This window comes from Sphingomonas sp. JUb134, from assembly GCF_004341505.2.
GTDB lineage: Bacteria > Pseudomonadota > Alphaproteobacteria > Sphingomonadales > Sphingomonadaceae > Sphingomonas.
Genome location: NZ_SLYP02000001.1, coordinates 206,272 through 229,187 on the forward strand (window position 1 = coordinate 206,272; position 22,916 = coordinate 229,187).

The window sequence follows — 22,916 nt, forward strand, 5'->3', positions numbered from 1 at the left end:
CCATGACCGACACCGCCCTGCAGCCCTCTGCGTTCGAGGCGCACTCCCATGATTCGCATGATCATCATGCGGACCATCGCCCTGGTTTCTTCGCGCGCTGGTTCCTGTCCACGAACCACAAGGACATCGGCACCCTCTACCTGATCTTCGCGATCTTCATGGGCGTGGTCGGCGGCGCCATCTCCGGCTTGATGCGCTGGGAGCTGGCGGAGCCCGGCATCCAGCATCTTGGCAGCTGGGCGACCTGGCTCGCGGGCTCGGAACAGAGCCTGGACGAGTCGCTCCACCTCTGGAACGTGATGATCACCGCCCACGGGCTGATCATGGTGTTCTTCATGGTGATGCCGGCGATGATCGGCGGGTTCGGCAACTGGTTCGTGCCGATCATGATCGGGGCACCGGACATGGCGTTCCCCCGCATGAACAACGTGTCCTTCTGGCTGCTGGTGCCCTCGGGCATCCTGCTGCTCGCCTCGCCCTTCTTCGGCGGCGCGGGTACCGGCTGGACGGTCTATGCGCCGCTGTCGACCTATGGCGAGCCCTCGGCCTCGGTCGACATGGCGATCCTGTCGCTGCACCTGTCGGGCGCCAGCTCGATCCTGGGCGCGATCAACTTCATCACCACCATCTTCAACATGCGCGCCCCGGGCATGACGCTGCACAAGATGCCGCTGTTCGCCTGGTCGGTGCTGGTCACGGCCTTCCTGCTGCTCTTGTCGCTGCCAGTGCTGGCCGCGGCGATCACCATGCTGCTGACCGACCGCAATTTCGGCACCACCTTCTTCGACCCGGCCGGCGGCGGCGATCCGGTGCTCTACCAGCACCTGTTCTGGTTCTTCGGCCATCCGGAGGTCTACATCATGATCCTGCCGGGCTTCGGCATGATCAGCCATGTGGTCGCGACCTTCAGCCGCAAGCCGGTGTTCGGCTACCTCGGCATGGCCTATGCCATGGTCGCGATCGGCGCCGTCGGCTTCATCGTGTGGGCGCACCACATGTTCACGACCGGTCTCAGCGTAAACACCAAGATGTATTTCACCGCAGCGACGATGATCATCGCGGTGCCGACCGGCATCAAGATTTTCTCGTGGATCGCGACCATGTGGGGCGGCAGCCTGCGCTTCCCCACCCCGATGCTGTGGGCGCTGGGCTTCATCTTCATGTTCACGGTGGGCGGCGTCACCGGCGTCATTCTCGCGAACGGCGGCGTCGACGATTACATGCACGACACCTATTATGTCGTGGCACACTTCCACTATGTGCTGTCGCTGGGCGCGGTGTTCGCGTTGTTCGCCGGCTTCTACTACTGGTTCCCGAAGATGTCGGGGAAGATGTACAACGAGCTGCTCGGCAAGCTGCACTTCTGGGTGTTCTTCGTCGGTGTGAACGTGCTGTTCTTCCCGATGCACTTCCTGGGCGCCAACGGCATGCCGCGCCGCATCCCGGACTATCCGGACGCGTTCGCGTACTGGAACCACATCGCCTCGATTGGCTATGTGATCATGGCAGTCGGCATTGTGATCTTCCTGATCAACCTGGCCGTGTCGCTGGCAAGCGGCCGCCGCGCCGGCGACAATCCCTGGGGGGAAGGCGCGACCACGCTGGAGTGGACGCTGTCGTCCCCGCCGCCCTACCATCAGTTCGAGACGCTGCCGAAGGTCGACTGACCCTCCAGCACCTCCGCAAACAAGAACGCCTCGGGGAGCATCCTCCTCGGGGCGTTTTCTTTATCCGCTGCCGCCGGAGGTCAGGGGCGGACGAACAGGCTAACCGAAGCCACGTGGTTGACCGCGGTCTCGCCCCCGGTGCGGTTCACCAACTGATTGAGGTATCCCGCCTCGATGGTCGATTTGCCCTTCAGCGGCACCTCGACGCCCACGAAGCTGCGCAGCTGGTCGAAGCCGCCGCGGGCGCCCCAGTCGGTGTCGTTGAGCGCGAACATGGCTTCCGCGGAGAGGAGCGCCTTGAGCGGCTTCGTCCCGCTGGCGATCGGCGTCTCCAGGCGGGCCATCTGGCGCACGCGCAGCCCGGTGTCGCTGAAGCCGTCCACCCAGCGCTGCTCGAATCGCGTGCGTGAGGACAGCTCGGTCGCGCCCGGCACCAGCGTCCATGACAGCTGCTGGAAGCTGCGGTGCTCGTCACGGTCGGGCGCGGGCCCCTCCACCGGCTGCACGACATAGGCATAGCCTTGGTAGACGCTGACCTGGTCGTTCAATCGCCAGCCGATCGCCCCCCGCAAGAGGGCCTGCCGCATCTCCGACAATCCTTCCATCAGCCGCGGCTGTGCCTCGACGAAGTAGAGGAGGTCGTCCTTGGCCGATCCGGTGACGGTAACGTTGATCCAGACCTGCTCGTCCTGGGTCGTCCGGGCGAGCGCCGGGGTCGGGGAGATGGCCGCGGCGAGAGCCGCGCAGGCTAGAAGAGTTCGCATGCCGCCCCCTGTATCGCCGCCGGGGGTGGCGGCAACCCTTTCGCGGCGGCGTCCGCCGGCCTATACACGGGCGCAGCCCATGACGACCGCAGTTTCCCTGACGATGCCCGCCGATTGGCGGGACTTCCTCGCCCTCACCAAGCCGCGCGTGATGACCCTGGTGGTCTTCACCGGCCTGTGCGGCATGCTCGCCGCCCCCGTCGGCATCCATCCCGTGCTCGGCTTCACCGCGATCCTGTGCATCGCGCTCGGCGCCGGGGCGGCAGGTGCGCTCAACCAGTGGTACGAGGCGGATCTGGATGCACACATGAAGCGCACCCGCGGCCGTCCGCTCCCCGCCGGGCGTATGGACCGGCAGTCGGCTCTGCATTTCGGTGTCGGGCTCGCGGTGTTCTCGGTTGCGCTGATGGGGCTGGCGATCAACCTGGCTGCCGCCGCGATCCTGACCGTCTCGATCCTCTTCTATGTGCTGATCTACACCGTCTGGCTGAAGCGCCGCACGCCGCAGAACATCGTCATCGGCGGCGCCGCCGGTGCTTTTCCGCCGCTGATCGGCTGGGCGGCGGCGACCGGCGAGATCGCGCTGCTGCCGCTGCTGCTGTTCGCGCTGGTGTTCCTGTGGACGCCCCCGCACTTCTGGGCGCTCGCGCTGTTCGTGCGCATGGACTATGCGGCGGCGGGCGTGCCGATGCTGCCGGTGGTGGCCGGCGAACGCACGACCCGTACCCAGATCGGCCTCTACACCATCCCCATGGCGCTGGCCGCGATCGCCCCCTGGCCGCTCGGTCTGGCCGGCCCGATCTATGGCGCGGTGTCGGTTGCGATGACCGCAGTGTTCGGCTGGTTCGCGCTGGGCGTGGCTCGGCGCACGACGGCACCCGAGGGCGACACGATGCAGCCGGAAAAGCGCCTGTTCGGCTATTCGATCCTCTACCTCTTCGTGGTGTTCGGCGCGCTCGTCGTCGACCGGTGGCTGCTGCCGTGACGCCGGAGGACGAAGCCCTGGTTCGCGCCCGCCAGCGATCGCGTGCGAAGGTGATGGCCTGGCTGCTCGGCGCGCTGGTCGTGCTCGTGTTCGCGATCAGCATCGTCAAGATCCAGGCGGGGATGATGTGACCCGCAACGGCCGCACCGCGCTGCTCGCCGGCCTTGCCGCCGTTTCGATGACGGGTCTCGGCTGGGCGAGCGTGCCCCTCTACCGCGTCTTCTGCCAGGTGACGGGGCTGAACGGCACCACGCAGCGCGGCGAGCTGGCGCCCGGCGGCATCGGCGACAAGGTCACCGTCCGCTTCGACAGCAACGTGGCGCCCAACCTCAAGTGGCGCTTTCGACCCGAGCGACCGGCCGAGACGATCGACATCGGCGCGCGCGACATGGCGTTCTTCACCGCCAAGAACCTGACCGATCGCCCGATCACCGGCACGGCCACCTTCAACGTGACCCCCGCCCAGGCGGGCAAGTATTTCACCAAGATCCAGTGCTTCTGCTTCACCGAGCAGACGCTCCAGCCGGGCGAGGAGGTGCGGATGCCCGTGATCTTCTACGTCGATCCCAAGCTCGCGAGCGATCCCGACACCAGCGACGTGCGCGTGATCACCCTGTCCTATACGTTTTACCCGGTGGATTCCCCCCGAACGCCAAGCTAGACCTTTGCGGACAAGAGAGGATGGGGACGACGATGGCCGGAACCAAGAACCACGATTATCACATCCTGCCGCCGAGCCCGTGGCCGATGCTGAGCAGCTTCGCCGCGCTGGTGCTGGCCGCGGGCGGCATCATGTACATGCGCGATGCGGCCTATGGCGGCCTGGTATTCGGCGCCGGCCTGATCGCGGTTCTGGCTTGCATGGGCCTGTGGTGGGCCGACGTGATCCGCGAGGCGCGCGCCGGCGACCATACCCCCGTCGTGCAGCTTCACCTGCGCTACGGCATGGTGCTCTTCATCGCCTCCGAGGTGATGTTCTTCCTGGGCTGGTTCTGGGCCTGGTTCGATTTCGCGCTGTTCCCGGCAGCCGTCCAGTTCAACCATGAGGACGGGGTCTCGCTCATCGATTCCGCATCGCAGCTCGCCGCCCAGTGGCCGCCGGCCGGGATCGAGGTCCTCGACGCGTTCCAGCTTCCGCTGCTCAACACCTTCCTGCTGCTGCTCTCGGGCACGACGATCACCTGGGCCCATCATGCGCTGATCCACGGGCAGCGCGGTGGCCGCCGCGTGGGCCTGTGGGGCCTGCTCGGCGTCGGCGAGGACGATGGCGTCAAGAAGGGCCTGTGGCTGACGATCGTGCTCGGGCTGCTGTTCTCGTGCATCCAGGCGTATGAATATGCGCATGCGCCGTTCCCGTTCGGGACGATCAACTACACCTCCGCCTTCTACATGGCGACGGGCTTCCACGGCTTCCACGTCATCATCGGCACGATCTTCCTGATCGTGAACCTGGTGCGAGTGTACCAGGGCGACTTCACGCCGCGACAGCATTTCGGCTTCGAAGCGGCGGCCTGGTATTGGCACTTCGTCGACGTAGTCTGGCTGTTCCTGTTCGTCACCGTTTATGTCTGGGGCGGATGGGGCGCGCCGGTCCACGCAGGCTGACGTGACCGGCCCCGCCGGCACGCCGCCGGAACCCCTGGCGGCCGCGACCGGCGGGCTTTGCCCGCGCTGCGGGGCGAAGACGCTGTTCGCCGGCTTCATCGCTTTCGCGCCCTGCTGCGCAAACTGCGGGCTCGACTTCCTCCAGTTCAACGTGGGCGACGGCCCCACGGTGTTCCTGACGATGGGAATCGGCACGCTGGTGACGGTGCTCGCCGTGGTGGTCGAGCTGCTCTTCTCGCCGCCGACGTGGCTGCACGTGGTGCTGTGGCTGCCGCTCACCCTGGGCGGCGTGGCGGTGTCGCTGCGCTTCACCAAGGCGCTGCTGCTCGCGCTGGAATATCGCAACGCCGCGCGCGAGGCCCGGCTGACTCGCGACGAGCCATGAGGCGCCTCCCCGCCGTCGCCACCGCAGCAGTGCTGCTGGCGGTGGCCGCGATGCTCGCCCTCGGCTTCTGGCAGCTCCACCGGCGGGACCAGAAGGAGGCGATGATCGCCCGCTTCACCGCCAACGCCGGAAGGGACGTCCTCCCCCTTCCCCGCGCCCCCACCGACGATCTGCTGTTCCGCCGCGTCACCGCGCAATGCCTCGCGGTGACAGGCTGGAACGTCAGCGTCGGTCGCACCAAAGACGGCACTCCCGGGTGGCGCCACATCGCTCACTGCAAGGCCGGTCCGCACACGGCGACGTTCCGCGCGGACATGGGCGTCAGCAACGATCCCAAGCTGCGCCCCGGCTGGCAAGGGGGCTGGGTCACCGGCCTGCTGACACAAGCCCCGACCGGCACACCTGCCATTGCCGCAGCTTTCGGCGCCCGGGCGGCAAAGGTGTGGATGATCGTCGCCGAGGCGCCAGCACCCGGGCTTGCACCCAGCCACCAGCCCCATCCCGCGGACGTCCCCAACAACCATCTCGCCTATGCCGTGCAGTGGTTCGCCTTCGCCGCCATCGCGGCTGCCATCTATGCGCTGGCACTTCGGCGGCGCCTGAAGGGCTGACGCGCTTGTGCCCTCCCGGCCGGGGGGCTAACGCCTCCGCATGCGCTATGTGAGCACCAGGGGGAATGCGCCGGTCCTCGATTTCGAGGGCGCGACGCTGGCAGGGCTGGCCGCCGATGGCGGACTCTATGTGCCGGAGGCGTGGCCGACGCTGTCGCGCGAGCAGATCGCGGACCTCGCCGGCCTCTCCTACGCGGAGACGGCGGTGCGCGTGATGCTCCCCTTCGTCGGCGACAGTCTGAGCGAAGACGAGCTGCGGGACCTGTGCGAACGCGCCTATGGCACCCGCTTCGCGCATGCCGCGGTCACCCCGCTCGTCCAGCTCGACCATCGCCACTGGCTGCTGGAGCTGTTCCATGGGCCGACGCTCGCGTTCAAGGACGTGGCGCTCCAGCTGCTCGGCCTGTTGTTCGAACGCTTCCTGACCGGCCGGTCGGAGCATGTGACGGTGATCGGCGCGACCTCGGGTGACACCGGCTCGGCGGCGATCGACGCGCTTGCCGGCCGCACCGGCGTCGACATCTTCATGCTCCACCCGCATGGCCGCGTGTCGGACGTGCAGCGGCGGCAAATGACGACGGTGCTCGCGCCCAACGTCCACAACATCGCCATCGACGGCAGCTTCGACGACGCCCAGGCGCTGGTGAAGGCGATGTTCAACGCGCCGGACTTCGCCGGCCGCTTCCACCTGTCGGCGGTGAACTCGATCAACTGGGCCCGGCTGATGGCGCAGGTGGTCTATTATTTCTACACCGCCGTCCGCCTGGGCGCGCCCGAGCGGCCCGTCGCCTTCTCCGTTCCGACCGGCAATTTCGGCGACGTGTTCGCGGGCTATGTCGCACAGCGCATGGGGCTGCCGGTGGCCAAGCTGGTGGTCGCGACCAACGTCAACGACATCCTCCATCGCGCGCTGTCCGCGGGCGACTATTCCACCGGCACCGTCACCGCGACCGACACACCGTCGATGGACATCCAGGTCAGCTCCAACTTCGAACGGCTGCTGCACGACCTCGGCGGCCGGGACGGGGCGGCACTCGCGCTGCAGATGCAGGGTTTCGAGACCAGCCGCGCGATGCAGCTGAGCGGCGCGCATCGAGACGGTGCGGCTGCTCTGTTCACCAGCGCACGCATCGACGCAGGCGGCATGATGGGCGCCATGCGCTGGGCGTGCGAGCGCACGGGCGAGCTGATCGACCCGCACACCGCGATCGGCCTCGCCGCCGCGCGGGAGCTGGACATTGCCCCCGAGGTTCCCGTCGTCACGCTCGCCACCGCCCATCCGGCCAAGTTCCCGGACGCGGTCGAGCGGGCGACCGGCCATCGCCCGGCCCTGCCTGCTCGCGTGGGCGACCTGTTCGAACGCGAGGAGCGCTGCGATCGCCTGCCCGCCACGTTCGAGGCGGTGACCGGCTATATCGCCGAGCGTGCGGTGGCACGCGCGTGAAGCTCATCAGCCTGATCGGTGAGCCCTGGCCCGACTATGGCCTGGTGGACTCCGGGCATGGCCGCAAGCTGGAGCGCTACGGCCCCTATCGCTTCATCCGCCCCGAGCCGCAGGCGATGTGGGCACCGGCCTCCCCGGACTGGGATGCGCACGGCGAGTTCGTGCCCGGATCGGACGAGGAAGGCGGCGGCCGCTGGCAGTTCGACAAGCCGGTACCGCGCGAGGGCTGGCCGCTCGCCTGGAACGAGGTCCGCTTCACCGCCCAGAACACGCCCTTCCGCCACCTCGGCTTCTTTCCGGATATGGCGCCAGTGTGGAGCTGGATGCGCGAGCAGCTGAGCGACGCGCAGGATCCGGAGTGCCTCAACCTGTTCGGCTACACCGGGGTCGGCACCCTCGCGCTCGCTTCGGCTGGCGCCCGGATGGTGCACGTCGATGCGTCCAAGAAATCGGTCGAGGCCGCACGCGGCAACGCCGTGCTCTCGGGCATGACCGACCTGCCCGTCCGCTGGCTGGTCGAGGACGCCAGCAAGTTCGTCGCGCGCGAGGTGCGTCGCAACCGCCGCTACGACGGCATCCTGCTCGATCCGCCCAAATGGGGCCGCGGCCCCAATGGCGAGGTGTGGAAGCTGGAGGATCACCTCCCGGGCCTCATCGCCGATTGCCGCCAGCTGCTGGACGAAAACTCCCGGTTCCTGTTCCTCACCGTCTACGCGGTGCGCATGTCCGCGCTGGCGATAGGCGAACTGCTGCGCCAGGCGCTCGCGGATCTGGGCGGCACGGTGGAATGCGGCGAGCTCGGCGTCCGCGAGGAAGCCCGCGGCCTGACGCTGCCGACGGCGATTTTCGCGCGGTGGCGGCGGTAGCGGCTGGGTCACATCGACCGTAAACGCCCCAACCTAGTCTTTTCCCGTTCGTCTCGAGTAGCCGTCGAGCTTGTCGAGACGGCATATCGAGAGACTGGCTGCGGCTCTCTCGATACGGGCTCTCGACAAGCTCGATCCCTACTCGAGACAAACGGAAGGGATTGGGTACAGTCCCGCGCTATTCCCTCGCAAAGCGCAGCGCGGCGCCCGCGACGAACGGCGCGCCGGCCAGCAGCAGCAGGCTGGTGGCCGCGACGAGCTTGAGGCCGGAACTGCCGCCCTCCAGCGCGCCGGCGCCGAACACCAGCAGGGGGAGCGCGAAGGGCAGCATCACCATGCCGGCCACCGCGCCGGCGCCGCGCAGGCCGGCGACCAGCGCGGCGGTTGCGACGGCCAATGCAGCCAAGCCCGGGGTGCCGAGCAGAAGCCCCAGTTGCAGCCTCAACAGCACGTCCGCCGGCATCTCCAGCAGCGCTGCGCTGAGCGCCGCCGCCAGCATCACGGCGGGTCCGAAGCCGATCCAGTGGCCCAGAATCTTGGCGAGCGCGACACCGGCGCCGGAGAGGCCGCGCACCGCGAACTGGTCGATTACGCCCGCCTCGAGGTCCGGCAGCACCAGCCGCTCGACGGGCAGCAGCGCGGCGAGCAGCGCGGTCGCCCACACCACCCCGCCGCCGATCCGCGCAAGCAACTTCGCGTCCGGGCCGATCGCGAACGGGAACAGCGTCGCCACCAGCAGGAAGAAGGCGAGCGTCAGCATCAGCCCGCCGCCGCTCCAGGCGCGGCGCAGCTCGCGCAGCACGATCGCGGTCATGCGGCCGGCTCCAGCGGCAGCACGCGGGCACCGGGCAGCGCCACCGGCACATGGCTCGCCACCAGAACGATGCCGCCATCGGCACGATGCCGCGCCACCAATGCTTCCAGCAGGGTGGTGGAGGCGGCGTCGAGGCCGTTGACGGGCTCGTCCAGCAGCCAGATGGCGGCACCGCCCGCGACCACCCGCGCCAGCGCCGCACGCCTACGCTGGCCGGTCGACAGCATCCGCACCGGTACTTCCGCGAGCGCACCGAGCCCCACCGCCTCCAGTGCATCCGGCACCCGCCCGCGCGCGCCATCGAGCGCCGCCCAGAAGCCGACGGCGTCGCCGAGCGTGCGTTCCGGATCGAGTGCGGCTGCCTCCGCCAGCAGCGCCCGCGCGCCGGCCGCCTCGACCCGGCCCGCGGCGGGGGCGAGCAGGCCGGCGGCGATGCGGATCAGGCTGGACTTGCCGACGCCGTTGGGGCCGGTCACCAGCGCCGCCTCCCCGGCGGCAAGCGCAAGGCTGAATCTCTCGAACAACAGCCGCCCGCCACGGATGCAGGCAACGTCGTCCAGCACGAGCGCCGCCGTGCTCACGCGCCCGCGGCTTCCTCCAGCGCGTGCATGTCGGCATCGGACAGGCCGAAATGGTGTCCCACCTCATGCACCACGACATGGGTGATGAGCGCTTCCAGCGAGACGTCGGTCTCGACCCACTCGTCGAGCAAGGCGCGGCGATAGAGGTGGATGCGGTCGGGCATGGCAGCGCCGGTCCAGGCCGATTTCTCGCCCACCGGCAGCCCGTGGTAGAGGCCGGTCAGCGCGAACGGATCCTCGATGCCCATCGCGTCCAGCGTCTCGTCGTCCGCGAACTCCTCGACCAGCAGCACCACGTCCTTCAGATGCTCGGCAAAGGGCTCCGGGATGCGGGCGAGCGCGGCGCGGGCCAGCGCCTCGATGCGGGCGGCGTCGGGGGCGAACTGCAAAGGCGCTTGCTCGGACATGGCTTCGTCCATAGGCCTTGCCGGCGAGGCCGCACAAGGAGGGTCGAATGGAGCTGTTGAACGAGGCGGAGCGCGCCGATGCGCTCGACGGACTGCCGGACTGGGACCATGACGACGCGCGGGACGCAATCACGCGCAGCTTCACCTTCGACAACTTCAGCCAGGCCTTTGCCTTCATGACCCAGGTGGCGCTGCTGGCGGAAAAGGCCAATCACCACCCGGAATGGTCGAACGTGTGGAACCGCGTGGACATTCTCCTGACCACGCATGACGCGGGCGGGCTGTCGTACCGCGACATCGACATGGCCCAGGCGATCGACGCCCTGGTGGAATAAAGGACCCTCTGGCGTCCCCGCCCGTTGGACGGGCGATGCCGAACCGATCCAACCGCCCGATGCGGCTGGGCTTCCCCGTCAAGGTGATGGGCAAGCCCGAGCTCAAGAGCAACGACACCCGCCGCTGGCAGGCGGGTCCGCACCTGAAATGCTCGCTCGAGCATGTCGACCGCGTGCTCGACTATTGCGCCGCCAAGGGCATCTCCATGTACCGGCTGTCGTCGGACCTGGCGCCCTATGCCACCCATCCGGACATGCCGCAGTTCCACGCCATGGTGGCGGAAAGCGACGCGGAGCTCGCCGCGTTCGGTGCAAAGGCGCGGTCGCTCGAAATGCGGCTGTCGTTCCACCCGTCGCAATATATCCTGCTCAACAGCCCCAACCCGGAGCTCACCGCCAAGAGCATCCAGGACCTGGCCAGCCAGTCGGAGATGCTCGACCGCATGGGGCTGGACGACGAGGCGGTGGTCATCACCCATGTCGGCGGCGTGTATGACGATCGCGAGGCGGCGCGCGCCCGCTGGATCGAGGGCTGGGAGCAATGCCCGGAGCATGTCCGCCGCCGGCTGGTGCTGGAAAACGACGACCTCCGCTTCTCGGCCGCCGACGTGCTGTGGATTCATGAGCTCACCGGCGTCCGGCTGATCTTCGACTATCAGCATTTCTGGTGCCTCAACCCGGAAGGGCTCGACCTGCGCGAGACGCTGGAGCGCTTCATGGCGAGCTGGCCCGACGGCGTTCGCCCCAAGATCCACTTTTCCTCCCCGCGCACCGAGATGCGCGAGGTGAAGCAGAAGATCACGCCCGCCAAGCGCGGCAAGGCGGCCAAGGACGAGGTCACCAAGGCGCCGGTGAAACCGAATGCACGCGTGAAGACGGTGCTGCGCCCGCCGGTGTGGACGGGCCATGCCGACTTCACCAACCCGTTCGAATTCGCGACCTTCATGCGCACCGCAGAGGGGCTCACCTTCGACGTGATGCTGGAGGGCAAGTCCAAGGACCTCGCCCTCATCAAGCTGCGCGGCGACCTGCTGCGCTACGCCCCGGACGTGGCGGCCCGGTTCGGCATCCATGCCGAGGACGCCGCCGCGCTCGCCGCCGACGATGCCGCGCTGGAGAACGGGGTGGACGCCGAGGATGCGCCCGACGTGGACGAAGGCGCCGCCTGATCCCCGGGATACCCGGCGCCCTCCGCTCGTTGCGTTCCAGACCATTCCAGGAGACTCGCATGCTTCGCTCCCTCCTCATCGGCCTCGTCGCGGGCCAGCGCGCCATGACCCCGCTCGCGCTCGTCGCGGGCGCCGCCCGGCGCAGCCGCCTGCCAAAGGATGCGCCGGCACGCGATCTGCTCGCTCATCCGCTGGTCGCGGGCGGTGCGGTGGCACTCGCTGCGGCGGAGATGGCGGGCGACAAGATGCGCACCGCACCCGACCGCACCGTCGTGCCGGGCCTGATCGCGCGCACTGCCACCGCAGCCTTCGCCGGCGCCGCCCTGGCCCCGGCCGAACAGCGCAAGACGGCTGCGGTGCTGGCCGCGGCGACCGCGATCGCCGCCTCATACATGGGCTTGTCGCTGCGCATGCGGGCGCTGCGCCGCTACGGTCAGGACAAGAGCGGCTTCGTCGAGGACGCGCTGGTCCTCGGCAGCGGATTAGCCATCACGCGCTGACGCGGCCACCATCGTGCTCCTGCGAAGGCAGGAGCCCAGGGCCACACGCGCTGCGTTCCGTAACCCTGGACCCCGGCCTCCGCCGGGGTTCGGGGCGTCAGCAGTCGGCTACCTCGCTCAGCAGCGCCTGTACCCGGGCGGCGCGCTCCGCGGCATCCTCGATGCGCTCGGCCAGCACGTACCGGTCCCCCTTCGCCTCCAGCCCCGCGGCCTTCAGCTTCGCCTTGCCATAGGGCGTGAGCGCGATGCCGCCCGGCCCCGCATCGACGCGGGCGACCTCGGCGACCCGCGCCAGCTGGCGGATACGCGCCACCGTCATCAGCCGCTGGGCGTCCTCCGGCAGTTCACCGAACCGATCCTCCAGTTCCTCCTCGAAGCCGTCGAGGGCCGCCTCGTCGGCCAGCCGCGCAAGCCGGGCATAGAGCGTCAGCCGTACCTCGGCTTCCGGGATCCACTCCTCCGGCAAGCGACCCTCGATCCCCAGGTTCAGCTCCGGCGTCCACACCGTCACCTCCTCCCCACGCGCCGATCGCAGTGCGAGGCCCAGCAGATGCTGGTAGAGATCGACGCCGATCAGCTTCATGTGCCCAGCCTGCGCCTCGCCCATCAGGTCGCCGGCGCCGCGCATGTCGAGGTCGCGCGCGGAGATCGCAAAGCCCGCACCCAGCCGGTCGAAGGCTTGCAGGGTGCGCAGGCGCTTGAGCGTGGACTCGGCGATCTCGGCACCGGCTTCGGTCATCAGCAGCACCTGCCCGCGACGGCCGCCACGCCCCACCCGACCGCGCAGCTGGTGGAGCTGGCTCAGCCCGAAGCGATCGGCATGGTGGACGATCATCGTGTTGGCGCGGGGCACGTCGAGCCCGGCCTCGATGATGTTGGTCGCGAGCAGCACGTCGCCCGCGCCATTGGCAAAGGCGACCATCGCCTCGTCGATCTCGGCCGCCGGCATCTTGCCGTGGGCGGTGACGAGCCGCAGTTCCGGCACCAGCTTCTTCAGCTCCGCCTCCAGCGGTGCCATGTCCTCGATCCGGGGCACCACCACGAAGCTCTGCCCGCCGCGTCCCTTTTCGCGCAGCAGCGCGCTGCGCACCGTCACGGGATCGAAGCTGGCGATGGCGGTGCGGATCGGCTGGCGGCGCGCCGGCGGCGTGGCCAGGATCGACAGCTGCTGCAGGCCGACCAGCGCAGTCTGCAGCGTGCGCGGGATCGGCGTGGCCGACAGCGCCATGACGTGCCCCGCGCCCAGGTCGCGCAGCTTGGCCTTGTCGGCCGCGCCGAAGCGCTGCTCCTCGTCGATCACCACCAGTGCGAGGTCGTGGTACTCCACTCCGGCACCCGCTACCGCGCCGGTGCCGATCACCACGCGGATCGAGCCGTCGGCAAGGCCTGCCTTGACCTCTCTCTTCTCGGCCTCGCTCGACAGGCGGGAGAGGCCGGCGACGGCGATACCGGTGCCTTCGAAGCGCTTCTGAAAGGTCTCCAGGTGCTGGCGGACCAGCACGGTGGTGGGTGCCGCGATCGCCACCTGGCGGCCGGCGAGCGCGACCATCGCAGCCGCGCGCAGGGCTACCTCGGTCTTGCCATAGCCGACGTCGCCGATCACCAGCCGGTCCATCGGCTTGCCCGAGGCGAGGTCGTCGCGCACCGCCGCGATCGCCCGCGCCTGATCCGGCGTCTCGGTAAAGGCGAAGCCGGCGGCGAAGCGCTCGTACGCAGCCGGGTCCGGCTCGATCGGGTCGGTGGTGCGCGCGTCTCGCTCGGCGGCCAGGGCTGCGAGGCCCTTGGCGCTCTCCGCCACCGCCGCATCGATCGCGCCGCGCCGCTTCTCCCAGCTCGATCCGTCGAGCGAGTCGAGTGTCACCGAATCGGCGTCCGCGCCGTAGCGCCAGATGCGGTCGGCCTCGGCGACCGGCACCAGCCGGCGGCCTTCGCGCGCATAGCCGAGCATGATCGCGTCGCCGCCATGCTCACCCGGCAGCGTCTCCAGCCCCATCACGGTCCCGATGCCGAAGTCCTCGTGCACCACCACGTCACCGATGCGCAGTTCGCCGGCACCCGCGAACAGCGGGTCGATGGCGGCGACCGCGTTGTCCTCTGCCAGCGCGCGTCCGCCGAGCAGGTCGGAGGCGGCGACCACCGCCAGCCCCTCGACGAGGAACCCGCGCTCGATCGGTACGACCAGGGTCCCGACCGTACCAGGCCCAAGCGCCCGCGCAGCCTGCCAGCTGGCGACCTCCTGGGGCTCGGCCTTGAGCAGCTTCCTCACCCGCGCGCCCAGGAAGCGCAGGTCGCGGCGCGATCCGACCAGCAGCAGCGCGCCATCCTCCAATGCGGCGCGGCCGAACCGCGCAAAGCCGCGCGAGGGCTGGCGCTGCTCGACGAAGCGCGGCGGCGCTTCCCCGCCCTCCGGCAGGGCGAGCGTATCGGCCGCGGCCAGCTGCGTATTCCAATCGCTGTCGGACACGACGCCAGCGCTTGCGCGACGACGCTTGGCGCCGTCCTCGGCCAGCGCCAGGAAGCGTTTCCGACGCTTCTCGGCACCCGGATCGTTCGCAGTCGCGACGGGGGGCAAGTGCGCGAAGAGCGATACGCCTGCCGCACCCTCACCAACGCCGGGCTCCATGGCACGGCCGATCTCGATGGTGTCCAGCGTCTCTTCGGAACGCTGCGTCGCGGGATCATATCCGCGGATCGCGGCGATCCGTCCCTCCACCACCTCGATCCGCACCGGGCGCGGGGCGTCCGCGGGGAAGATGTCGACCACGCCGCCCCGCACCGCGACTTCGCCGGGCTCGTCCACCCGGTCGTCGGTGAAGTAACCGATCGCCTCCGCCTCGGCCCGGAAGGCCTCCGGGTCGAGTTCGTCGCCGACCGCAAGCGCCGGCGGCGCCGCATCGAAGCTCTCGACCGGCGGCAGCAGCGGCACGGTCGCCTCCGCCGTGGTGATGCAGGCAAGCCGCGGCCGCTTGGCGTCCCCCGCCAACAGCCGCAGCCGGCGGAGCGCCCCCACGCGCCGGCCCACATTGGCGGCGGAGGGCGGCGCATCGTCGCCCGGGATCGCGTCGCTCGACGGCAGGTGCACCACCGCCGCGTCGGGAGCGAGGGCGGCAAGCGCCGCGGCAATGCGTTCGGCGCGCTGCTCGTCGGCGGCGATGAACAGCAGGTCCTGGCTGGCGATTGCGTCCGCCAGGGTGGCGGCAAGCGCGCCATAGGGCATGGGATCTGCGGTCGGCATCAGGCGGCGCCACCGGCGCGCACGGGCAATGGGTGCATCGGGAACTCCAGCGCGCCGGGCGGCGCGTGGGGGTTCAAACGAGCGCAGCCCAGCCGCGTTCCTTGGTCACTCGGCCTTGGCGATCCAGTCGGCGAGGGAGCATTCGCGGGTGGGGCCGATCTCCGCCTCCATGCTGTTGCGCATGATCTCCAGCGCCCATCTGGTGCGCTGCGGATCGCTGCTGGCGACGGCATCCTCGGGGACCCACAGGTCGTACGCCCGCATGTGCGCGTCCGCGGCGGTGAACAGCACGCAGATGTCGGCGGCTACCCCGGTCAGGATCAGCCGGCTGACCCCCAGCTTGGGCAGCAGCACCGGCAGGTTGGTCGAATAGAAGCCGGAGAACTGCGGCTTGATGATGAAGTAATCGTCCTTGCGCGGCGCCAGCTTGCGGGTGAGCGCGCGCCCCGGCGCATCGCTCTCGGTCACGTTTTCGACCAGGCGCGAGCGTTCGGAATGCCATTCGCCGTTGTTGTCGTTGACGTAGATGACGGGCACGCCCGCCGCGTCGGCCGCCGCGCGCAGCGACAGGATCGGCTCCGCAGCCGCCTCCGCCGCCTCCTGCAACGGCGCCGCGTCTTCGAAATCGAGCGCGTTGATCATGTCGATGATCAGCAGCGCCGTCTTGCCGGGCGCCTGTTCCGTGTCCGCCATCGCCTCTCTCCTCGCGCCGCCGGCGCTTGCGAGCCGGTGGATGGTTCCAGCGCGCGGGGGAGGCTCCTGGTTCCCGGGGGCCCGCGCTGGCGACGGACCCGATCGCCGCCCCCGCGCCTAGTCGAAGAGGCCGTCCTGCGTGTTCACCGGGGGCTCGATGCCGAGGTGCTTCCACCCGGCCGAGTTCAGGCAGCGCCCGCGTGCCGTGCGCGCCACCATGCCGATCTGGATCAGATAGGGCTCGATCACTTCCTCGATCGTGTCGCGCGGCTCGGAAAGGCCCGCCGCCAGCGTCTCCACGCCGACCGGGCCGCCGCGATAGACGTCGGCGATCATCGTCAGGTAACGCCGGTCCATCGCGTCCAGCCCCTGGTTGTCGACCTCCAGCCGGTTGAGCGCAGCATCGGCGGTGCGCGCGTCGACCGTCTCGGCACCCGCGACATTGGCGAAGTCGCGCACGCGGCGCAGCAGCCGTCCGGCGATGCGCGGCGTGCCGCGCGCGCGCCGGGCGATCTCGCGCGCACCGTCTGACGCCACGTGCAGGTCGAGCAGCCCGGCCGCCCGCGTCACCACCCGCTCCAGCTCGTCCACCGTATAGAATTGCAGCCGCACCGGGATGCCGAAGCGGTCGCGCAATGGCGTCGTCAGCAGGCCCTGGCGCGTGGTGGCGCCCACCAGCGTGAAGCGCGGCAGATCGATCCGTACCGATCGCGCCGACGGACCCTCGCCGATCATCAGGTCGAGCGCGCGGTCCTCCATCGCCGGATAGAGCACCTCCTCGACCGCCGGATTGAGGCGGTGGATCTCGTCGATGAACAGCACGTCGCCGTCCTCGAGGTTGGTGAGCAGCGCGGCCAGGTCGCCCGACTTGGCGATCACGGGGCCGGAGGTGGCGCGAAAGCCCACGCCCATCTCGCGCGCGACGATCTGCGCCAGCGTCGTCTTGCCGAGTCCTGGGGGCCCAAAGAACAGCACATGGTCAAGCGCGTCGCCCCGCGAGCGCGCCGCGTCGATGAACACGCGCAGATTCTCGCGCGCGGCTTTCTGGCCGACGAACTCGTCCAGCGAACGCGGGCGAAGCGCGGCGTCGACGTCCTCGCCGCGCCGGGCGGGCGTCAGGATGCGATCGGCATCGCTCATCGGCTTGCCGGCCCCATGGAGGACGGGAGTGCGGCCTTCGGATCGAAGATGTCCATGGTTCGTTCCGTACCGATGCACCCCGCCCCCTGTCGAGGCACATCGCACGCCGCTAGGCTGACGCGATGACCGATCGCCCGCCCCTGTTCGTCATGACGCCGCTCGCATCCGAGATGATCGAGCAGTTGGAGCAGCGCTTCACCGTCCATCGCGGCGGCGGTCCGGAGGACACCCGCGCCATCGTCGCCGGTGGCGCCAGCGTCATCGACGCCGCCATGATCGAGGCCCTGCCCCAGCTGGAGATCATCGCGATCAACGGCGTCGGCTATGACGGCATCGACCTGGAGGCGGCCCGCGCCCGCGGCATTCGCGTCACGACCACGCCGGACGTGCTGACCGACGACGTCGCGGACCAGGCGATCGCGCTCATGCTGGCGGTGCAGCGACGGATCGCGGCCAACGACCGGATGGTGCGCGACGGCGGCTGGATGGTTCCGCCCGGGCGCCAGGCGAGCGGCCGCCGCATCGGCATCTTCGGCCTCGGCCGCATCGGTCGCGCGATCGCACGCCGTGCCGAACCGTTTGCGGCGGAGCTTCTCTACACCGCCCGGCATGCGAAGCCGGACGTGGCCTGGCGGTTCCTCCCGGACATCCGCGCCCTGGCAGCCGCCTCGGACGTGCTGATCCTGTCTGCCCCGGGTGGCGAGGAAACGCAGCACATCGTCGGGGTCGAGGTGCTTGCGGAGCTTGGCCGCGACGGCGTGCTCGTCAACGTCGCGCGCGGCAGCCTGGTGGACGAGGCGGCGCTGATCACGGCGCTCGCCGAGGGGCAGATCGCCGGCGCGGGACTGGACGTGTTCGAGAACGAGCCGGACGTACCGCGCGCACTACGCCACATGGACCATGTCGTGCTCGCCCCCCACCAGGGGAGCGCCACCGTCGCCGGCCGCGCCGCCATGGCGGCGCTGGTACTCGCCAACCTCGACGCGCATTTTGCGGGGAAGCCGTTACCGACGCCGCTGGCCTAAGCGGTCTCCTTTCGCCTAAGCATTGCTCAGACAAAAAGGAGAGGCGGGCTTGGCGATCAACCGGAAGGGAACGCGCATCGGGCGCACGGTGCGGATGGTGGCGCTGCTGGGCGCAGCCGGCTTGCTGGGCGCGGGTGCGACGGCGGAGCCGCCGCAACAGTCGGCCGCGACCGCGCTGCGGATCGATGCAGACGCCGTGATGCGCGCCCGGTTCGGCAACGACGCGCCCTGGTATCGCGACAATATCCCACTGTTCGAATCGTCCGATCCGAAGCTCGACGCGGTCTATTACTATCGCTGGCAGCTGTTCCGCGCCCACCAGCGCGACCTGGGCGTGAAAGGCTATATCAGCACCGAGTTCATGGATGACGTGGGTTGGCAGCGCGAACCCTATGCCAGCCTGAACGACGCGACCGGCTTCCACCTCTACGAGGGCCGCTGGCTGCGCGATCGGCGCTACGCGGGCGACTATATCGACTTCCTCTACCAGGACGGCGGCAACGACCGGCACTTCAGCGAAGCGATCGCGGATGCCACCTATGCGCGCTTCCTGGTCGACGGCGACCGCGCCGATGCGACCCGCCACCTCTCTGCTATGCGCCACATCTATGGCCTGTGGGACGACAAGTTCGATTTCACCAAGGGTCTCTATTTCATCGAGCCGCTGCTCGATGCGACCGAGTACACCATCTCCTCTATCGACGCGTCGGGGGGCAAGGACGGGTTTCGCGGAGGGGATTCGTTCCGGCCGTCGATCAACGCCTATATGTTCGCCAACGCGCGCGCGATCGCTCGCCTGTCCGCCCTCGCGGGCGATGCGAAGACCGCCGCCGACTATGACGCGCGTGCCGACCGACTGCGTGCCCGCGTCGAGGAAGCGCTGTGGAGCCCGAAGCTCGGCCACTTCATCGACCGGTACAAGGTCGACAACGAGCATGTGAAATATTGGGAGCCGATCCGCGGGCGCGAGCTCGCCGGCTATGTGCCCTGGACCTTCGGCCTGCCGAGCAACGACCCCCGCTTCGCCAACGCCTGGAAGCATCTGCTGTCGCCGCAGGGGCTAGGCGGACCGTTCGGCATGCGCACGGTGGAGCCGGGCTACCCGCACTACATGCAGCAGTATCGCTACGAAGGCACTGCGCCCGAATGCCAGTGGAACGGCCCCATCTGGCCGTTCCAGACGACGCAGACGCTGACCGCCATGGCCAATCTGCTGCGCGACTATCGCCAGGACGCCGTCACCCGCGCCGACTATCTGCGCCTGCTGCGCCAATATGCGCAGCTCCACTATCAGGGCGACCGGCTCGACCTGGAGGAGGATTATCATCCCGACACCGGCAAGCCGATCGTCGGCCTGGCGCGCAGCCACCATTATTTCCACTCGGGCTTCACCGACCTGGTAATCGCCGGGCTGGTCGGCCTGCGCCCACGCGAGGACGATGTGCTGGAGGTCCACCCGCTGGTACCCGCCGGCACCGGGCCGGACTCGCTCCAGTGGTTCCAGTTGCAGGACGTGCCCTATCACGGGCGGCTGGTGACGATCCGCTATGACGCCGATGGCAGCCACTACCGACAGGGCGCGGGCCTGCGCGTGCTGGTCGATGGGCAGGAGGTCGCCCGCAGCGCCAAGGCCGAGCGGATCGAAGTGCCCATCGCGCGCCGCGCCGCGCCTGCCCGCGCAACCCGCATCGACCGCGCCGTCGAACTGGTCCGCGGCCAATTCCCCAAGCCGAGCGCGTCGAGCGGCACGCCCGAGCGCATCCACGACGCCGTGGACGGCCGCGTGGTGTTCTTCCCCGAGAACGGTCACGGCTGGAGCAGCCAGGCCGGCGAACGCGCGCCGTGGCTGCAGGTGGACTTCGGCAAGGCCACCGAGCTTTCCTCAGCCGAACTCGCCTTCTTCGCCGATGCCCAGCACGCCGCCCCGACCGGCTACACGATCGAGGCCCAGGTCGACGGTCGCTGGCAGAAAGTCACGGCTGAGCAGGACGCTCCGCTCGCCAACGGCATCACCAACGCTCGCTGGGCGCCGCTGCGCGCGACGGCGGTACGGGTGCGGATGCGCCCGCAGGCGGGAAAGCCGGTGCGCGTGATCGAACTGAAGCTGTTCTGACGAAGGCGTAGTCGGGCCTTTGCGGCCCCTCTACCGTGCGCCTGCGCAGCAGGAGCCCAGGATTCCAGGCGCCGCAAGCCGCGGCTCTGCTTGGCCCGAGACCCCGGCCGGCGCCGGGGCACGGGACGGGAGAGGGACGCTGCTTTTGGTTACTGCGACCTTGCCGGCGGAATCGGCGTGTATTGCGTCGAGATCAGCCGCCAAGCGCCGCCGGACCGATGCGCGACATAGCGGACGCGCATGGAACGCGACGCGCCGCCGGGAAGCATGACCGAGATGCGCGACGTAACCACTGCAGTATCCCCGGCCGATCGCACAGCGACTTCATCGCTCTGGATCGGCGGCGCAGGCTTCTTCGCCTCGGGTGCGTAGAAGGCGAGCACCTCCGCGCGGGAGTCGACAGCACCAGCCGGCGAGATCTCTTCGTACTCGGGCGAAAGCGTCTCTTCGAGCGCAACAGGATCGAACCCGAGGCGCGCCGCCTCGAACCGCTCGACCAGTCGACGCAGGGCCGCATCCTCAGCACTCGCAGGGCTTGTCGCAAGCAGCGCCACAAGGATCATCGCATGCATCGCCATTCCGACCGTGCTTTCTTTTGGTGCGTCACCCCTTCCGAGGACAGCGCCCCGGTCAGGCAGGGGCATCCTGCCGCGCACTGGCCGCGGCGTCCAGCGCTGCCGTTATCGCGCCGCCTTGCGTAGCGCGAGGCGGACGAGCGCATCGAGGCTGGCACCCTCGCCGACCTCTTCGGCGGCCGCCTCCACCGCGCGCGCGGCTTCGGCGGGCTTGAAGCCCAGGTTGAGCAGCGCCGAAACCGCATCGGCGCTCGCGCCACCCGCCGGGATCGTGGCGCCGGCGACGCCCGCGAGCCCGGGCGCGATGCCGCCGACCTTGTCCTTGAGCTCCATGGCGATGCGTTGGGCGAGCTTGGGCCCCACCCCATTGGCGCGGCCGATGCTGGCCTTGTCGCCCTTGGCGATGGCGGTGCGCAGCTCGTCGGGGGCAAGCACCGACAGGATCGCGAGCGCGACCCGCGCGCCCACGCCCTGCACACCGGTCAGCAGCCGGAACCAGTCGCGCTCGTCGGCGGTGGCAAAGCCCACCAGCCGGATGAAGTCCTCGGCCACCAGCATTTCGGTGTGGATGGTGACGTGCTCGCCCACGCCGCCCAGCGCCTGCAGCGTGCGGGACGAGGCGCCGACCAGATAGCCAACGCCGCCCACGTCGATCACCGCATGGTCGATGCCGGTCGACTCCAACCTGCCTTTGAGATGCGCGATCATGCCCCCACTCCCGTCCGTCGGGCGCGCGCATGCGCGCTCGCCAGGTGATGCGCATGGGTGATCGCCACCGCCAGCGCGTCGGCGGCATCCGGCCCGGCGAGCTTCACGCCCGGCAGCAGATGGCCCACCATCGCCTGGATCTGGCGCTTGTCGGCGCCGCCGGTGCCGACCACCGCCTTCTTGACGATGCTCGGATGATATTCGCCGATCGCCAGCCCTGCGGTGGCAGCGGCGAGCAGCACCACGCCGCGCGCCTGCCCCAGCTTGAGCGTCGACTGCGCATTGCTGTTGCCCAGCACTTCCTCGGCCGCAGCGCTCTCGGGACGCTCCGTGCGGATCACCTCGCCCAGCGCCCCGAACAGGTGCGACAGACGCCGGGGCAGCTGCATCGACGGATCGGTCCGGATCTGCCCATTGGCGAGGTGGCTGAGGCGATTGCCGTCCGCGCGGATCAGGCCCCAGCCGGTGGTGCCGAGGCCGGGGTCCAGGCCCAGGATGATCAGCCGAGCTTCTCCATCACCGCGTCGGACACTTCGTAGTTGCCCCACACGGTCTGCACGTCGTCGTCGTCGTCGAGCGCGTCGATCAGCTTGAACAGCGTCGCGGCGTCGTCCTCGGTCACTTCGACCATGGTCTGCGGCTTCCAGGCGAGTTTGGCGCCCTCGGCCTCGCCCAGCACCGGCTCCAGCGCCTTGGCGACTTCGTGCAGGTCGCCCTGGGCGGTCCAGATCTCGTGGCCGTCCTCGCTGGAGGTGACGTCCTCGGCACCGGCTTCCAGTGCCGCCTCGAACACCTTTTCGGCGTCGCCGGCACTTGCCGGATAGTTGATGAGGCCGACGCGGTCGAAGCCGTGGCTCACCGATCCGCTCGCGCCCAGGTTGCCGCCGTTCTTCGACACCGCGGTGCGCACGTTGGTGGCGGTGCGGTTGCGGTTGTCGGTCAGCGCCTCGATGATGAGCGACACGCCGCCGGGCCCGAAGCCCTCGTAGCGGATCTCCTCGTAATTCTCCATGTCGCCCTTCGACGCCTTGTCGATCGCGCGCTGGATGTTGTCCTTGGGCATCGACTGCGCCTTGGCGGCGTTCACCGCCGCGCGCAGGCGCGGGTTCATGTCGGGGTCCGGCAGACCCATCTTGGCCGCGACGGTGATTTCGCGGCTGAGCTTGGAGAACATGCCCGAGCGCTTCTTATCCTGCGCGCCCTTGCGGTGCATGATGTTCTTGAACTTGGAATGGCCTGCCATGTGCTCTCTCGAATCCAGGGGCAGCCGGCTTCCCCGGGAAGCGGGCCGTCA

The 22,916-nt window shown here is 69.3% G+C and carries 25 protein-coding genes; 14 read left to right on the plus strand and 11 right to left on the minus strand.

Annotation, left to right across the window (positions count from 1 at the left end; all coding sequences use genetic code 11):
* Positions 1 to 2 precede the first annotated feature (2 nt).
* Positions 3 to 1,667: a cytochrome c oxidase subunit I gene (gene ctaD / locus EDF69_RS00920; RefSeq protein WP_132883329.1), complete on the plus strand. Its 1,665-nt coding sequence runs from the start codon at positions 3 to 5 to the stop codon at positions 1,665 to 1,667.
* An 80-nt stretch (positions 1,668 to 1,747) separates the two neighbouring features.
* Here the strand turns inward: ctaD and EDF69_RS00925 are convergent, their stop codons facing one another.
* Entirely contained in the window at positions 1,748 to 2,431 is a 684-nt protein-coding gene (locus EDF69_RS00925; RefSeq protein ID WP_132883330.1) for a DUF2490 domain-containing protein, read from the minus strand.
* Positions 2,432 to 2,510: 79 nt separating this feature from the next.
* On the opposite strand from EDF69_RS00925, the gene EDF69_RS00930 reads away from it, so the two are divergent.
* The 8 genes from EDF69_RS00930 to EDF69_RS00960 are packed head-to-tail and all read left to right on the plus strand — an operon-like array spanning position 2,511 to position 8,327.
* The gene (locus EDF69_RS00930; RefSeq protein ID WP_132883331.1) at positions 2,511 to 3,416 is read left to right on the plus strand and encodes a heme o synthase; all 906 of its coding nucleotides are present in this window, start codon (positions 2,511 to 2,513) and stop codon (positions 3,414 to 3,416) included.
* A complete protein-coding gene (locus tag EDF69_RS19760) occupies positions 3,413 to 3,547 on the plus strand; it encodes a hypothetical protein (RefSeq protein ID WP_274611270.1) in 135 nt (44 codons plus the stop codon). Before EDF69_RS00930 ends, EDF69_RS19760 begins: the two co-directional genes overlap by 4 nt.
* Positions 3,544 to 4,077 (plus strand): cytochrome c oxidase assembly protein, encoded by a 534-nt coding sequence (locus EDF69_RS00935; protein WP_132883332.1) that lies wholly within the window; start codon positions 3,544 to 3,546, stop codon positions 4,075 to 4,077. The genes EDF69_RS19760 and EDF69_RS00935 overlap by 4 nt, the downstream gene beginning before the upstream one ends.
* Before the next feature lie 32 nt (positions 4,078 to 4,109).
* Complete coding sequence (locus EDF69_RS00940; protein ID WP_132883333.1) at positions 4,110 to 5,021, plus strand: cytochrome c oxidase subunit 3; 912 nt, start codon at positions 4,110 to 4,112, stop codon at positions 5,019 to 5,021.
* Positions 4,981 to 5,406 carry a DUF983 domain-containing protein gene (locus EDF69_RS00945; protein ID WP_132883334.1) on the plus strand — a complete coding sequence of 142 codons (426 nt, stop codon included), beginning with the start codon at positions 4,981 to 4,983 and terminating at the stop codon, positions 5,404 to 5,406. Before EDF69_RS00940 ends, EDF69_RS00945 begins: the two co-directional genes overlap by 41 nt.
* Positions 5,403 to 6,017, plus strand: coding sequence for an SURF1 family cytochrome oxidase biogenesis protein (locus EDF69_RS00950; protein ID WP_132883335.1), 615 nt, complete (start codon positions 5,403 to 5,405; stop codon positions 6,015 to 6,017). Before EDF69_RS00945 ends, EDF69_RS00950 begins: the two co-directional genes overlap by 4 nt.
* Positions 6,018 to 6,057: 40 nt before the next feature.
* Positions 6,058 to 7,461, plus strand: a complete 1,404-nt coding sequence (gene thrC, locus EDF69_RS00955; protein ID WP_132883336.1) for a threonine synthase — start codon at positions 6,058 to 6,060, stop codon at positions 7,459 to 7,461.
* Complete coding sequence (locus EDF69_RS00960) at positions 7,458 to 8,327, plus strand: class I SAM-dependent methyltransferase (RefSeq protein ID WP_132883337.1); 870 nt, start codon at positions 7,458 to 7,460, stop codon at positions 8,325 to 8,327. Before thrC ends, EDF69_RS00960 begins: the two co-directional genes overlap by 4 nt.
* A 178-nt stretch (positions 8,328 to 8,505) precedes the next feature.
* On the opposite strand, the gene EDF69_RS00965 is transcribed toward EDF69_RS00960, so the two are convergent.
* The 3 genes from EDF69_RS00965 to EDF69_RS00975 are packed head-to-tail and all read right to left on the minus strand — an operon-like array spanning position 8,506 to position 10,129.
* Positions 8,506 to 9,141 carry a heme exporter protein CcmB gene (locus EDF69_RS00965; RefSeq protein WP_132883338.1) on the minus strand — a complete coding sequence of 212 codons (636 nt, stop codon included), beginning with the start codon at positions 9,139 to 9,141 and terminating at the stop codon, positions 8,506 to 8,508.
* On the minus strand, positions 9,138 to 9,722 hold the full coding sequence (ccmA, locus tag EDF69_RS00970; protein ID WP_204991284.1) for a heme ABC exporter ATP-binding protein CcmA: 585 nt from the start codon (positions 9,720 to 9,722) through the stop codon (positions 9,138 to 9,140). The genes EDF69_RS00965 and ccmA overlap by 4 nt, the downstream gene beginning before the upstream one ends.
* On the minus strand, positions 9,719 to 10,129 hold the full coding sequence (locus EDF69_RS00975; RefSeq protein ID WP_125959336.1) for a metallopeptidase family protein: 411 nt from the start codon (positions 10,127 to 10,129) through the stop codon (positions 9,719 to 9,721). The genes ccmA and EDF69_RS00975 overlap by 4 nt, the downstream gene beginning before the upstream one ends.
* Positions 10,130 to 10,176: 47 nt before the next feature.
* Here EDF69_RS00975 and EDF69_RS00980 point away from each other — a divergent pair, with 47 nt between their 5' ends.
* The 3 genes from EDF69_RS00980 to EDF69_RS00990 are packed head-to-tail and all read left to right on the plus strand — an operon-like array spanning position 10,177 to position 12,133.
* Complete coding sequence (locus tag EDF69_RS00980) at positions 10,177 to 10,464, plus strand: 4a-hydroxytetrahydrobiopterin dehydratase (RefSeq protein WP_125959337.1); 288 nt, start codon at positions 10,177 to 10,179, stop codon at positions 10,462 to 10,464.
* A 35-nt stretch (positions 10,465 to 10,499) separates the two neighbouring features.
* Positions 10,500 to 11,633, plus strand: coding sequence for a UV DNA damage repair endonuclease UvsE (gene uvsE / locus EDF69_RS00985; protein ID WP_239555215.1), 1,134 nt, complete (start codon positions 10,500 to 10,502; stop codon positions 11,631 to 11,633).
* 59 nt (positions 11,634 to 11,692) lie between these two features.
* On the plus strand, positions 11,693 to 12,133 hold the full coding sequence (locus tag EDF69_RS00990; protein ID WP_132883339.1) for a DUF4126 domain-containing protein: 441 nt from the start codon (positions 11,693 to 11,695) through the stop codon (positions 12,131 to 12,133).
* A gap of 97 nt (positions 12,134 to 12,230) precedes the next feature.
* On the opposite strand, the gene EDF69_RS00995 is transcribed toward EDF69_RS00990, so the two are convergent.
* The 3 genes from EDF69_RS00995 to ruvB all read right to left on the minus strand — a co-directional run bounded on the left by EDF69_RS00995 (position 12,231) and on the right by ruvB (position 17,201).
* Entirely contained in the window at positions 12,231 to 15,368 is a 3,138-nt protein-coding gene (locus tag EDF69_RS00995) for a helicase-related protein (protein WP_239555217.1), read from the minus strand.
* Between the two features lie 105 nt (positions 15,369 to 15,473).
* Positions 15,474 to 16,061: a cysteine hydrolase family protein gene (locus EDF69_RS01000; RefSeq protein WP_132883340.1), complete on the minus strand. Its 588-nt coding sequence runs from the start codon at positions 16,059 to 16,061 to the stop codon at positions 15,474 to 15,476.
* A 117-nt stretch (positions 16,062 to 16,178) separates the two neighbouring features.
* The gene (ruvB, locus tag EDF69_RS01005) at positions 16,179 to 17,201 is read right to left on the minus strand and encodes a Holliday junction branch migration DNA helicase RuvB (RefSeq protein WP_129343185.1); all 1,023 of its coding nucleotides are present in this window, start codon (positions 17,199 to 17,201) and stop codon (positions 16,179 to 16,181) included.
* Positions 17,202 to 17,323: 122 nt separating this feature from the next.
* Here ruvB and EDF69_RS01010 point away from each other — a divergent pair, with 122 nt between their 5' ends.
* Together EDF69_RS01010 and EDF69_RS01015 are read left to right on the plus strand one after the other, a co-directional pair.
* Positions 17,324 to 18,226 (plus strand): 2-hydroxyacid dehydrogenase, encoded by a 903-nt coding sequence (locus EDF69_RS01010; RefSeq protein WP_132883341.1) that lies wholly within the window; start codon positions 17,324 to 17,326, stop codon positions 18,224 to 18,226.
* Positions 18,227 to 18,275: 49 nt separating this feature from the next.
* Positions 18,276 to 20,339, plus strand: coding sequence for an MGH1-like glycoside hydrolase domain-containing protein (locus EDF69_RS01015; protein WP_239555219.1), 2,064 nt, complete (start codon positions 18,276 to 18,278; stop codon positions 20,337 to 20,339).
* Positions 20,340 to 20,488: 149 nt separating this feature from the next.
* On the opposite strand, the gene EDF69_RS01020 is transcribed toward EDF69_RS01015, so the two are convergent.
* The 4 genes from EDF69_RS01020 to EDF69_RS01035 form a co-directional block, all read right to left on the minus strand.
* Positions 20,489 to 20,917 carry a nuclear transport factor 2 family protein gene (locus EDF69_RS01020; protein ID WP_132883342.1) on the minus strand — a complete coding sequence of 143 codons (429 nt, stop codon included), beginning with the start codon at positions 20,915 to 20,917 and terminating at the stop codon, positions 20,489 to 20,491.
* Between the two features lie 102 nt (positions 20,918 to 21,019).
* Positions 21,020 to 21,622, minus strand: a complete 603-nt coding sequence (ruvA, locus tag EDF69_RS01025; protein WP_132883343.1) for a Holliday junction branch migration protein RuvA — start codon at positions 21,620 to 21,622, stop codon at positions 21,020 to 21,022.
* Complete coding sequence (gene ruvC, locus EDF69_RS01030) at positions 21,619 to 22,125, minus strand: crossover junction endodeoxyribonuclease RuvC (RefSeq protein ID WP_132883400.1); 507 nt, start codon at positions 22,123 to 22,125, stop codon at positions 21,619 to 21,621. Before ruvC ends, ruvA begins: the two co-directional genes overlap by 4 nt.
* Positions 22,122 to 22,865 carry a YebC/PmpR family DNA-binding transcriptional regulator gene (locus tag EDF69_RS01035; protein ID WP_125959345.1) on the minus strand — a complete coding sequence of 248 codons (744 nt, stop codon included), beginning with the start codon at positions 22,863 to 22,865 and terminating at the stop codon, positions 22,122 to 22,124. Before EDF69_RS01035 ends, ruvC begins: the two co-directional genes overlap by 4 nt.
* Positions 22,866 to 22,916: the final 51 nt, after the last annotated feature.

Coding starts and splice junctions, on each gene's coding strand:
- ctaD (WP_132883329.1), top strand. CDS start 3: ATGACCGACACCGCCCTGCAGCCCTCTGCGTTCGAGGCGCACTCCCAT.
- thrC (WP_132883336.1), top strand. CDS start 6,058: ATGCGCTATGTGAGCACCAGGGGGAATGCGCCGGTCCTCGATTTCGAG.
- EDF69_RS00945 (WP_132883334.1), top strand. CDS start 4,981: ATGTCTGGGGCGGATGGGGCGCGCCGGTCCACGCAGGCTGACGTGACC.
- EDF69_RS01010 (WP_132883341.1), top strand. CDS start 17,324: ATGACCGATCGCCCGCCCCTGTTCGTCATGACGCCGCTCGCATCCGAG.
- EDF69_RS00990 (WP_132883339.1), top strand. CDS start 11,693: ATGCTTCGCTCCCTCCTCATCGGCCTCGTCGCGGGCCAGCGCGCCATG.
- EDF69_RS00925 (WP_132883330.1), bottom strand. CDS start 2,431: ATGCGAACTCTTCTAGCCTGCGCGGCTCTCGCCGCGGCCATCTCCCCG.
- EDF69_RS00995 (WP_239555217.1), bottom strand. CDS start 15,368: ATGCCGACCGCAGATCCCATGCCCTATGGCGCGCTTGCCGCCACCCTG.
- EDF69_RS00950 (WP_132883335.1), top strand. CDS start 5,403: ATGAGGCGCCTCCCCGCCGTCGCCACCGCAGCAGTGCTGCTGGCGGTG.
- EDF69_RS00965 (WP_132883338.1), bottom strand. CDS start 9,141: ATGACCGCGATCGTGCTGCGCGAGCTGCGCCGCGCCTGGAGCGGCGGC.
- EDF69_RS00975 (WP_125959336.1), bottom strand. CDS start 10,129: ATGTCCGAGCAAGCGCCTTTGCAGTTCGCCCCCGACGCCGCCCGCATC.
- EDF69_RS01035 (WP_125959345.1), bottom strand. CDS start 22,865: ATGGCAGGCCATTCCAAGTTCAAGAACATCATGCACCGCAAGGGCGCG.
- EDF69_RS01000 (WP_132883340.1), bottom strand. CDS start 16,061: ATGGCGGACACGGAACAGGCGCCCGGCAAGACGGCGCTGCTGATCATC.
- EDF69_RS01020 (WP_132883342.1), bottom strand. CDS start 20,917: ATGGCGATGCATGCGATGATCCTTGTGGCGCTGCTTGCGACAAGCCCT.
- ruvA (WP_132883343.1), bottom strand. CDS start 21,622: ATGATCGCGCATCTCAAAGGCAGGTTGGAGTCGACCGGCATCGACCAT.
- EDF69_RS00940 (WP_132883333.1), top strand. CDS start 4,110: ATGGCCGGAACCAAGAACCACGATTATCACATCCTGCCGCCGAGCCCG.
- EDF69_RS00980 (WP_125959337.1), top strand. CDS start 10,177: ATGGAGCTGTTGAACGAGGCGGAGCGCGCCGATGCGCTCGACGGACTG.
- ruvB (WP_129343185.1), bottom strand. CDS start 17,201: ATGAGCGATGCCGATCGCATCCTGACGCCCGCCCGGCGCGGCGAGGAC.
- uvsE (WP_239555215.1), top strand. CDS start 10,500: ATGCCGAACCGATCCAACCGCCCGATGCGGCTGGGCTTCCCCGTCAAG.
- EDF69_RS00930 (WP_132883331.1), top strand. CDS start 2,511: ATGACGACCGCAGTTTCCCTGACGATGCCCGCCGATTGGCGGGACTTC.